13 protein-coding genes are annotated in these 11492 nt (G+C 34.8%); 3 read left to right on the forward strand and 10 right to left on the reverse strand.

The window, feature by feature from the left end; genetic code table 11:
* From ACJMLD_RS04265 to ACJMLD_RS04290, 6 genes are all read right to left on the reverse strand, one after another.
* Positions 1-588 (reverse strand): 50S ribosomal protein L2 (locus tag ACJMLD_RS04265; RefSeq protein ID WP_405268297.1); only part of this gene is annotated, 588 nt, incomplete at its 3' end.
* Positions 589-600: 12 nt separating this feature from the next.
* A complete protein-coding gene (locus ACJMLD_RS04270) occupies positions 601-861 on the reverse strand; it encodes a 50S ribosomal protein L23 (RefSeq protein WP_405268299.1) in 261 nt (86 codons plus the stop codon).
* Positions 862-882: 21 nt separating this feature from the next.
* Positions 883-1647: a 50S ribosomal protein L4 gene (gene rpl4p / locus ACJMLD_RS04275; protein ID WP_405268301.1), complete on the reverse strand. Its 765-nt coding sequence runs from the start codon at positions 1645-1647 to the stop codon at positions 883-885.
* 2 nt (positions 1648-1649) lie between these two features.
* The gene (gene rpl3p, locus ACJMLD_RS04280; protein WP_405268303.1) at positions 1650-2660 is read right to left on the reverse strand and encodes a 50S ribosomal protein L3; all 1011 of its coding nucleotides are present in this window, start codon (positions 2658-2660) and stop codon (positions 1650-1652) included.
* A gap of 341 nt (positions 2661-3001) precedes the next feature.
* The gene (locus tag ACJMLD_RS04285; RefSeq protein WP_405268305.1) at positions 3002-3829 is read right to left on the reverse strand and encodes a putative RNA uridine N3 methyltransferase; all 828 of its coding nucleotides are present in this window, start codon (positions 3827-3829) and stop codon (positions 3002-3004) included.
* Positions 3830-4074: 245 nt separating this feature from the next.
* On the reverse strand, positions 4075-4704 hold the full coding sequence (locus ACJMLD_RS04290) for an METTL5 family protein (RefSeq protein ID WP_405268306.1): 630 nt from the start codon (positions 4702-4704) through the stop codon (positions 4075-4077).
* A gap of 71 nt (positions 4705-4775) precedes the next feature.
* On the opposite strand from ACJMLD_RS04290, the gene ACJMLD_RS04295 reads away from it, so the two are divergent.
* Positions 4776-6269: an acetyl-CoA carboxylase biotin carboxylase subunit gene (locus ACJMLD_RS04295; protein WP_405268308.1), complete on the forward strand. Its 1494-nt coding sequence runs from the start codon at positions 4776-4778 to the stop codon at positions 6267-6269.
* A 16-nt stretch (positions 6270-6285) separates the two neighbouring features.
* On the forward strand, positions 6286-7203 hold the full coding sequence (locus tag ACJMLD_RS04300; protein WP_405268310.1) for a biotin--[acetyl-CoA-carboxylase] ligase: 918 nt from the start codon (positions 6286-6288) through the stop codon (positions 7201-7203).
* Here the strand turns inward: ACJMLD_RS04300 and ACJMLD_RS04305 are convergent.
* From ACJMLD_RS04305 to ACJMLD_RS04315, 3 genes are all read right to left on the reverse strand, one after another.
* On the reverse strand, positions 7193-8347 hold the full coding sequence (locus ACJMLD_RS04305; protein ID WP_405268312.1) for a TIGR03576 family pyridoxal phosphate-dependent enzyme: 1155 nt from the start codon (positions 8345-8347) through the stop codon (positions 7193-7195). The genes ACJMLD_RS04300 and ACJMLD_RS04305 overlap by 11 nt on opposite strands.
* A complete protein-coding gene (locus ACJMLD_RS04310; protein WP_405268314.1) occupies positions 8348-8677 on the reverse strand; it encodes a hypothetical protein in 330 nt (109 codons plus the stop codon). It lies immediately after the preceding gene.
* A gap of 94 nt (positions 8678-8771) precedes the next feature.
* Entirely contained in the window at positions 8772-9293 is a 522-nt protein-coding gene (locus tag ACJMLD_RS04315) for a FumA C-terminus/TtdB family hydratase beta subunit (RefSeq protein ID WP_405268316.1), read from the reverse strand.
* 108 nt (positions 9294-9401) lie between these two features.
* On the opposite strand from ACJMLD_RS04315, the gene ACJMLD_RS04320 reads away from it, so the two are divergent.
* Positions 9402-11222: a DUF2070 family protein gene (locus ACJMLD_RS04320; RefSeq protein WP_405268318.1), complete on the forward strand. Its 1821-nt coding sequence runs from the start codon at positions 9402-9404 to the stop codon at positions 11220-11222.
* Here ACJMLD_RS04320 and ACJMLD_RS04325 read toward each other — a convergent pair.
* Positions 11217-11489, reverse strand: coding sequence for a hypothetical protein (locus ACJMLD_RS04325; protein ID WP_405268319.1), 273 nt, complete (start codon positions 11487-11489; stop codon positions 11217-11219). The genes ACJMLD_RS04320 and ACJMLD_RS04325 overlap by 6 nt on opposite strands.
* Positions 11490-11492: the final 3 nt, after the last annotated feature.

An 11492-nucleotide genomic window follows, 5' to 3' on the forward strand; every position in this document is an offset into this window, starting at 1 on the left:
TACTCCTCTTACAGTCATGAATTTCTTACCTTTAGCTTTATAAGCATGCCATTTTTTACCAGCTTTAAGGAATGGTTTATCTTTTCTACCTCCACCAGCTACAACACCGATACTAGCACGGCAGTTAGGATTCAAGTATTTTAATTCCCCTGATGGTAATTCAACAACAGTTTGGTTAGCATCATGAGTTACAACATTAGCATAAGTTCCAGAAGATCTTACAAAACGACCACCGTCTCCAGGTGTGTTTTCGATATCGTAAATTGGAGTACCTTCAGGAATTTCAGCAAGAGGTAATGTATTACCGAATTTAATAGGAGCAGAAATACCGCATTCAATTTCATCGCCGACTTGAATGCTTTCAGGTGCTAAGATATATTTCTTTTCACCATTTTCGAATTTTACTTCTGCAATAGGAGCGGTTCTTGCTGGGTCATGTACAATATCAATGACTTTACCTTTGATACTTCCTTCTTTTTCTAATGCATCGTAAGATCTGTATTTAATTTTATCTTTAAAACGATGAGAAGCAACACGGTGAGCAGGAGTTCCTCTTCCTCTTCTTTGATGAATTAATCGTTTTCCCATTCAAATTCCTCCTTAGAATACTCCTATCCTGACAGCAAGTTCTTCTGCCATTTCTTCTTCAACAAGTTTGATAAATGCTACTTTTTCACCTTTAGGTGTAATATGAGTATTGACTTTTGCTACTTGTTCTCCGTATAACTCTTCAAATGCCCTTTTGATTTGACCTTTGTTAGCAGTACGGCGTACAACAAAAGTAATCTCATTATTTAAATCAATAAGATTCATGGTTTTTTCAGTAACATGAGGTTTAATAATAATTGAGTAAGCATCCATAATAATCACCTATTTTCCAAATTATTGGAATAAACCTCCTAACTTTTCAACAGCTGATTTAGTGTAAATAGTGAGTCTTCCTGGGTGAGTACCTGGTGCTAATAATTCAGCATTTAAATTTTCAGCAACAACGACATCTACACCAGCGTGGTTTCTAGCACCTAAAGAGATGCCTTTGTCTTCACCAACGACTACAAGAGGTCCTTTTACTTTTTTGTATTTTCTTCCTCTGGTTTTACCTCTACCAGCTCTTATTCTTTTACCTTCTTTGGCACGGATGACATCATCATAAACTCCTAAACTTTGGAAGATTTCACGAGTTTGTTTAGCAGTTTTTACAGCTTCGATTTCATCTTCAACAATGATAGGTACTTGTTCTAAATCTGCAACTTTGTGACCTCTGTTTTCAACAATTTCTTTGTCAGTAGTTGCTGCAACAGCAGATCTGATAGCAAATCTTCTTTCTTTTATGTTGATTTTTTCATGATGATTTTTCTCAGCTCTAGTAGGATGTGCTTGTCTACCGCCGATTGCCATTGGTACGAAAGCTGCTCTTGAACCGTTTTTAATCCTTGGTACTCTTGCAGTTCCTCTGCCTGAACCCCATCCTTTAGCGGAAGTTCTTTTACCTGCCATAGGGTCATTACCCCATGGTTGTACTCTAGCAGATTGTGCAGAAAGTACAGCTCTTTTGATTAAATCCGGTCTGTAAACTTCATCAAAAATAGCTGGAAGTTCAATTTCTTCTTTTACTTCCCCATTAATAGAATAAACATTAACTTTCATGATTATACCCCTTGTTTAGATTTTGTACTTATGTAATTAATTTGAGGTATATCCTCAGCTTTATTATTAGGTCTAATAGGCTGTCTTAAGATTACCAATCTTTTGGAAGGTCCTGGAAGTGAACCTTTAACTAAGACGTAATCGTTTTTGACAAGTCCGTATTTTACGAATCCACCATCTGGGTTGATTTGATCAACTTCATCAGCTGATGCAATTTTTAGAATCCTTTTATTGAATTCAGTCCTTTTGTGGTATCCCATTTGACCTGCTTGAGCTACAGTCCACATGGTTCTTCTAGGTGTCCAAGGTCCGATAGAACCTACGTGTCTACCTTTACCTGCTCTAACAGCTTTACCGTATTGGATTCTAATTCCCCATCTTTTTACTACACCCTGGAATCCTTTTCCTTTTGTAGTTGCAATTGCATCAACAAATTCTCCTTCGTTGAAGATTTCGCTAGCTTTTACTTCATTACCTAATAATTCCAATGCAGTATTTAATTTTTCTTCAGGATTGGATCCTCCAATACCACATTCAAATATGTCTGGTTTTTTCTTAGGTACGCTAGTTACTTTTGGATTGGTGTGTACTAATACCCTAATTTCTTCTGTGTTGTCTAATGCACCTTGTATTTTTGCAATAGCTTCAGATTTATTGTACTCTTTAGGAAGAGAAATTTTCCTAGAAAGTTCTTCATCTAAATTGTCTGCAAGAACTTCGGTGATAACTTTCAATCCACGAGAAGTTTTTTCATAAGCTCTAATTCCCATTACAACGACCGGAGGCACTTCCAATACAGTAACTGGAGTAAAAACGTCCATACCATTAGTTGGAGAGTTTTTATCAGTATCAGTGACTAAAGCATGAGTCATACCGACTTTATAACCTGCGAGGCCGAGTAATTTTGGTTCATCAATTTGAGGCCAAGACTTTACTCTAGGGGTTTCTTTAGCTGCTCTTTTCCTTGGACTAAAAGCAACAGACCCTTTTCTTGGCTGGTGATGTCTTACCATTTAATTTAACCTCCTTCTTAATATTTTTCCTTATTTTTTAAATTATTTTAATTTTTTTTAGATTAATAGCTAATTAAATAACTATTAACGAATTTTGATAAAATTATAATAAATATAACCTCATCGAATTAATAAATAGCTATAATATAAATTATAACTAGATAAATATTAAATTTCAATATATTCCATCGAGTTTAATCCAATTGAAGCACAATGAAGAATATATCCAATGTATAAATCATTCTGCGCTAAGATAATTTTTAGGAGAGTCCTAAAAATATCAATGTATAAAAAGTTGAGCAAGTTATCTATTAGAGTGTAAAACTAATAAATTAAGAGAATTAAAATCTCATAAAGTTAAATAAAGAAAGTGTAGCGACAACAGCCTCTTCAGTCCTAACAGTTTCAGTACCCTGATTAGGAATAGTATTTAATTTAACCAAATCCCAATTCGGATTGGAAACATCTTCTTGAATTGAAGAATAAGGGCCACCAAATAAAATAGCAATACTTTTAGATTCATCTACTTTAGGTTTTAATTCATCAAAAATAGAATCAATATAATCTCCATATCTTGTAGTTTCAACAACAAGATCAGGTTTAATTAATTTTAAGCTATTTTTAAGACTCTTATTAGAGGACATTACATTATATCCCCAGTAAATGTCATCTGGTTTATCAGGTGTGACTATTACTTCTTTCTTAGCAATCTTAGTAATCTTAAAGTCAAAAATTCTTTTGACTGAAAGTTGCTCTTTACAGAATGCAAGTTTATCCATACCTATATCCACAAAAGTTCCTTTCTTATTTCTTTTAACAGTAAACCCTTGCCTATAATCCCCCACGTCTGGTTGATTATTAACAGGATGATGAGGAGTCCTAAGTGGTGGGAGAATTCCAACATGCTTCAATTCTGACCTTATAGGAAATGCCTTTTTCCTCAAGTACTGAGGGGTATTCATATAATTCAAAATTTCTGCAATAAATTCCCCGTCCATTTCTCCGTCTTCGTTTTTAACATGGTCATCATTGTAAATAACCACATTATCTGCTTGAAAAATAGCCAACGCTCTTCCCAAAATACCTACTTTATAAGTACGAATTTTAAGATCTTTAGACTCAGAAAGAAATGAGTTTGGAATAAATATAGATAGCTCATCTTTATACATTACCTTAAATTATATAAAATAAAGTATATAAAGATTACCCTACATTTACATAGCTATCACTAAATAGACTTACACATTTACAAAATATTATATCAATTATAATATCCGTAGCTTCTTTTTTATGCTACCAACTTTTTTATACTCAGAGAATATATTAATATAAAATATAGACTATCCACTATATAAATGTATTGTTTTTATGGTCAAAAATAGTGGAAAAATGAAATTTTTAAAAAATTAAACGATTATAGAATTGCCCTAATGACTATTACATCAACAATTTGCTTTTCTTTGTTGTGAAAATCATATATTTTCGGAATTGGGAATTTATATCTGAATATATGGGTTATTTCCAAATTATTATCTTCATAGAAATCTATTAAAAACTCCTCGGTTGATGCCATATGAAATGAATATAGGACATCTGTATCAAGTTCGACAGCCTTTTTAACAAATTTTAAATCTTGGCCCTTATCCGCTTTTCTTTGAGAACCGAAAGGAGGATTTTGAAATAAGGTATCTGCATTTGACGATTCATCAAATTCATCAATATCGCTGACAATGAACTTTACATTATCCAACTTTAATTTTCCTGAAACCTCACGGGCCAATCTAATGGAATCTTCATCAACATCTACACCGGTTGATGAATTTGCACCCATCAATGCAGATCCGATAGCGAAAATTCCAGTGCCGCAACCCAAATCCAAAATATTCCTATCTTCAATATCACCCAATGAAAACGCATTCCATATTAAATCGGATGCGATGACGGACGGAGTAGTGTACTGTTCAAGACCCACCTTAGGTTTTGGATGGGATGGAATATTTTGAAGTTTCATTTCTAAATGTTTTTTACGAGTAATTTTTTTCATCTAATCAAATAATTAATATATCATTTATTATATAATTATATTATTAATGAAAAATTACTTTGAGGTTTCATATGTTTGAAAAAGTATTAGTTGCAAATAGAGGAGAAATCGCAATAAGAGTTATGCGAGCTTGTCGTGAACTCGACATTAAAAGCGTGGCCATTTACTCTGATGCAGACAGTACTTCTCTTTATACAAATTATGCAGATGAAAGCTACCCATTAGGAAATCCTTCCCCTGCTAAATCTTATTTGAATATTGAGAAAATTATAGGCATCGCACTTGAATCAGGTGCTGATGCAATTCACCCAGGTTATGGATTTCTAGCTGAAAACTCCAAATTCGGAGAAGAATGTGAAAAAAATGGAATAAAACTCATTGGACCAAGCGGAGACGTAATCAATAAGATGGGAGACAAAATCACATCAAAGGCCCTTATGAAAAAAGCAGGAGTCCCAGTCATTGAAGGAACACCTGAAGGTGTGACAGACATTGAAGAAGCAAAAGAAATAGCTCGTCAAATCGGTTATCCTGTAATTGTAAAGGCTTCCGCCGGTGGTGGAGGTATTGGTATGCGTGCAGTTTATGAAGAAGATGAACTTGTACGTGCAATTGAATCTACACAATCAGTCGCTTCAACCAACTTTGGAGACTCAACAGTATTCATTGAAAAATACCTTGAAAAACCACGTCACATTGAATTCCAGCTCTTGGCCGACGAACATGGAAATGTTATTCATGTCGGCGATAGGGAATGTTCCATCCAAAGAAGACATCAAAAGCTTCTAGAGGAAGCGCCTTCTCCGATTATGACTGAAGAGTTAAGGGAAGAAATGGGTGGAAGCGCCGTTAAAGCTGCGGAATATATCGGATACAAAAGTGCCGGAACCGTTGAATTCCTATACGATAACGGAGAATATTACTTCCTTGAAATGAATACTCGTATTCAAGTAGAACACCCAATTACTGAACTTGTTACAAACACCGATTTGATTAAAGAACAAATCAAAATAGCCAATGGCGATGAATTGAGCTATGTGCAAAATGACATTCAAGTAAGGGGACATGCTATCGAATGCCGTATCAATGCAGAGGATCCTCTTAATGACTTTGCACCAAATCCTGGTAAAATTACAGGTTACAGGTCTCCTGGAGGCCCGGGCGTACGTTTAGATAGTGGAGTATATATGAATTATACAATTCCAACATTCTATGATTCTATGATTTCAAAATTAATCACCTATGGAAGAAATAGAAATGATGCAATTGACAGAATGAAAAGAGCATTGAGCGAATACATCATTTTAGGCGTCAAAACAACAATTCCATTCCATAAAGCAATTATGAGAAATCCTAATTTCATTTCCGGTGATTTGAACACCCACTTCATCGACACCTATAAAAAAGGTATTGAAGCTGAAATGCAAAATGTCATAGAAGAGGATATGGAATATGTAAACAGACTCAAATCAACATTTATGCCAGGTAAAAAGATAGCTGCCATTTCTGCTGCTGTTGGATCTTATCAGAACATGGCTAAACATAAACACATGCAGAAGAAATAGACTTGGGGATTTTTAAATGAAAGAAGAAATTATTAGACTGTTAAAAAAAGAAGGAAAACTTTCAGATGAAGCAATTGATGAGATACAACAAATGGAAATTAATGATTTTGCAAATTTTGTTAAGGAACTCGGAATGCAAGAAACATCATACATCAACGCTTTGGAGATTTCACAGGATTTAAATACCCAATATATTGGAAAAACTTTATATGTCTTCAAAGAAGTAAGTTCCACAAACACAGTAGCAAAATTCTTGTCAATGAATGATGTTGAAGACGGCAGCGTAATCATATCTGAAAAGCAAACCGCCGCAAGAGGCAGATCTGGAAAGGGATGGGAATCCCCGATAGGTGGCGTATGGTTATCAATTGTGTTGAATCCTCATGTCGACCACTCAAAACTTCCTCTCATTACACTAGCAACAGGTGTTGCAGTTGCAAAAACACTTGAAAAAATCGGTGTTGAAAATCCGGAAATCAAATGGCCAAATGACATAATGATAAATGGCAAAAAGGTCTGCGGAATATTGACTGAAGCAGTAACCAAATTCAATACCATTGAAAATGTTATTATTGGAGTGGGTATTGATGCAAACTTGGACATTGACCAGTTCCCTGAAGAATTGAAAGCAGGTACAACAACACTTGAAAAAGAGCTTGGAAGGAAAGGAAGTGAAAATCTTTTAATTAAAATGTTCTTGGAAGAATTTGAAGAAATCAGCGAACTGTTTGACCATGAAGGATATGAAGCTATCCTAAAAGAATGGAGAAAACGATCATATTCCATCGGGAAAATAGTGGAAGTCAGAGAACCTTTCAACAAATACTATGATGCCTATGTAGTGGGCATTAGTAAAGAAGGAGCATTAGTTGTCGAAAAGATTGACGGAACCTTAACAAAAGTAATTTCTGGAGAATGCATAATTAAAAATTAAATACAATCTCCCTACATTTTTCTTCATTTGTGATTACTTCCTGTAATTTATCAAATGAAGATTCTATTTTTTTATCCAAATCGTTTAAATCTAAATTGAATGCATCGCTTGTAGACAAATCAAATCTTATTGTAGCAGATGCCCCTGGCATAGAGACAGGAGGAATTGTAATAATTCCATAATCTTTTAATAATATAAATGAAAAAACAAACGCCACATCTTTAGCGGATAAATTATGAGAAACCTTAATTTCATCATTTAAGTCTTCAGGTGAAATCATTACTCCTGTAGGTGTTTTTTTGAAATTATTAAATTCTTCACTTAATAAATCAAACAACTCATCTTTTCTGGTAAAACTTTTGATTAAATTATCCTCATTAAAATTCTTAATTCCATTCAACATTGCAAGAACGGCTGGCGGTTGGGCCTCAAGACCGAATTGATTAACCTTTACCTTGATTTTATCAATTAACTCTTCACGGCCGGCCATAAGTCCTCCTCTAGGGCCGGGCATTAATTTATCTGTACTGGTTATTGCAATATCTGCTCCTAAGTCACAAGCTTTTGGCTGGTTGAAGACCACTGTCCTAAGTCGTGCCCCGGAAGCATCGTCCACCATGACCGGAATGTCCTTTTCATGAGCCATCTCAATGACTTTCCTAAACTCGTCTTCATCAATCACCTTATGGTCCATTGTAGAACCTGTGACGACAACCAGTGAAGTATTTTCAGGTATTGAAAACTCATCGAAATTATCAGTTTCCGAATAATTGGCACCGACTAATTTGCAGCTTCTGGGAATTGATGGATGAGCGGGTAACTCGGCTAGATAGTGCACCACATTTGAATCTTCGCTAACCAAAGTCAGGATTGTGGCCAATATGCCTGAAGAAGTCCTGTTTAAAGGGAGGACTTTTTCACCACCCAAATGCTCCTTTCCAACTTCCTGAAGGTCATCTTCAAAAATAGCAGGACCCACATATGTTTCTAAAAGACTAATTTCAGATGAAGATGCAATGAATCCACCAGATAATCCAGTTAAATCAAATAATTCATTTCTTCCCTTATTTTCAACAATGCCTTTAATAATTGAAAGAGCATTTTCTCTTTTTTTGACTTCATCTAAAGAACTATCAACTATCATCTAATCAGAGTCATCTAATGCTAATTTATAATCTTCAAAGAATTCGACAATTGCTTTCAATTGTTTTTCATCAAGATCCATAGAGGTATATTCTTCAGTTTCGGGAATAATATAGGTATATTCCGCAAATAAAACTTTACCTTCAGGATTGGTGATGACACTTATTTCATCAAGTAGTTTTTCAGGATTTTTGTTATGGAATTCAATTCTAAAAGTAGTACCAATTTTTTGAGAGAACTTTTCTTTTTCATCAGGTTCCCTATTGCATTTTCTGATTTTTGTCATTCTTGATTTCAATTTTTTTTCTGCGAGTTCATTAATATCAGCCATAATAAACACATCCTCATTAATCAAATAATAAATATAAAGTTAAAATATACTATGAAATTAATTTATATATAAGTATTCCTTTTTAATGCAGACATTAATCATACAAACTATTGCCTTTACTATCCATAGCAACAATAAGCGGACCAAAATCCTTAACTTTTAGATTCCACATTGCTTCAGGCATTCCAAGGTCTAACCAATCTACACTTTCAATCTCTTCAACTGCATCGACATATAATGCGGCACATCCACCAGTAGCGACCACATAAATCGCATCATTTCTAATTAACGCTTCACGAACAGTGTCATCCATTCCACCTTTACCGATGACAATTTTAGGTCCCATATCTAAAACATCACTTTGATATGGATTCATTCTCATTGAAGTGGTAGGTCCGATAGCTACCATTTCATAACTTCCATCCTTCTCGGCTATGATCGGTCCTGCATGGAAAAGAACAGCACCTGAAATATCAAGAGGCGCACCCTGTTCAAGAAGTCTTTTGTGAGCTTGGTCCCTGGCAGTTAAGATATTGCCTGTCAAGTAGACTACATCACCTGCATTCAATTCATCTAAATTTTCATCTTTTATTGGAACATTCAATTTTCTTTCCATTCATACACCTTATTAGAAACAAATATTTATTAAAAAAATATAACTATATCTATATAAAATTTTTAGATTTAATAAAGTTAATGGCTAAAAATAATAACGAGGAAAATCATGTCAAGTATGAGCAGCGTTGCAGGATTATCAAAATACATTACTACCCTGCCGAAAACCGAATATTCAATTATTGGAATGATGGTTATAAGTTTCTTAACTGGAGGAATCTATTATCTGATTGATTTAGTTCCCAACGTAGGGATTCTCAGTGATTTCATTACTGGAGGATTGTTTGGTTTAACTGTTTTTGGAATAACCTCAATAATGAGCGGTGCCCTGAACCAACAGGTAATAAGCGTGCTTCATGGAATAAACTTGAAGATCAAGCATTCCATGTTCCTATCTACAATCTCAATGACTATACTGGGCATAGTGATTATAATAGGCGGAATAATTTCACAGATTTTCAATGCAGACATCTTTATGAACTCAATGTTGTTCGGATGCGTATTGATTTATGGATTCAATACCCTGGTTTTCTGGACAACCTCCAAAGTGAGGTTTTCAATAGCTGCGATTACCGGACTTATTCAACCTGCACTTATTTTAGCAATGTATACTTCGATTACCTTTTTGTTTGTTGATACCAGTTTTATCGGACCTGCAATATTGCAGATTACAATTAAAGCCCTAGTTGCTGCAATAATTTTCGTAATGGCGATTTATGCATTTATAACCATGATTGCATCACCATTCAAGAAAAATTTAGGAATCGGTGCTTTGGATTTATTAAGCCTATTTATTGCTCACATGAACGAAGGATCAAATTCACTTGAAGGATTGTTTGAGAATATGGGTGAAGCGATTGAAACAATCGTTACTTTTGTTAGCTTCAAAACTGAAAACGGCATTAAAGCACTATTCATATCCCCATCTGTTCATCCCGGTCCTCTTGGTGATTTGGGCGGGTCCAACATGCCAACATTATTGGCAAATAAATTTGACCATTTCACAATGGTGGCTCATGGTCCTTCAACACACGATTTCAATCCAATTGCAGTATCTGAGATAGATAAAGTTGAAAATTCCGTTAAAAAAGGATTGGAAAAAGTAGAATATTCACCAGATGCAAGTAAATTTGTAAGATACTCATCTGAAAAAGCAAATATTGGTGTTCAGTTCTTTAACAAAGGAATGGTAATATTATCTACATTTGCTCCTGAAGCGGCGGATGACATTGAATTTGGCGTTGGACTTACAATGATGGCCCAAAGTAGAAATCACTGCAATGTTGAAGATTCCGTAATTGTTGATTGCCATAATTCATTCACCCCCGAAAGCGGAGAAGTATTGCCTGGAAATGCGGAAGTATTCCAATTGATTGACGTTATAGATAACATTGATTCCGACCAGAACAAATACGAAATTAAAGTTGGATGTTATGAAGATACAATGAGTTCATTAGGTAAGCAGGACGGCATTGGTGAAAGCGGCATTAAAACAATGGTCATTGAAGTGGATAATCAAAGAACAGCATATGTTCTCTTTGACTCCAATAATATGGAAATTGGGTTTAGACAGGAAATAATTGATTCCGTGAGCGACTTAGGAATAGATGAAATCGAAGTTATGACAACTGATACACATACTGTCAATACAATTTCCAGAGGATATAATCCTGTCGGTATTGTTAAAAGGCCAGAAATTATAAAATACGTTAGATTAAGTATTCAGGAAGCAATACTTGATTTAGAAAAAGTAGAAGTTGGAACTGGAACCGAAAAAATCAAGAATCTGAATACTTTCGGACCAAACAATTCAACAGAACTAATTTCAACAATCAGTTCCGTTGTGGCCGTTAGTAAAATCATAGCTCCAGTTTTATTGATAACCGCATTATTAATCGTGTTTGTATGGTTATTCTTTGGAGGGTTATAGATACATCACAAATAATGTGTATGCAATAACCCAAGTAAAGTAGAATGGGGCAATTCCATCCCATAACCATTGGGAAAATCCAGAAATTTCATCACCAGCAATTTTTTGTGAAAATTGGCCGACGAAATATAATATAATTAATGCAATAAAGAATGCAAATATTTCATTTTTAAATCCAAACCAACCAAGAGTCAAGCCGGTTGAAAGTAATGCTGCAAAAAGAGCTGCAACAATATGAATAGTTGTAACTTTAATAGTTGTGTCCATTGA

Origin of the sequence: Methanobrevibacter sp. (assembly GCF_045112895.1) — an archaeon.
Taxonomy (GTDB): Archaea; Methanobacteriota; Methanobacteria; order Methanobacteriales; family Methanobacteriaceae; genus Methanocatella.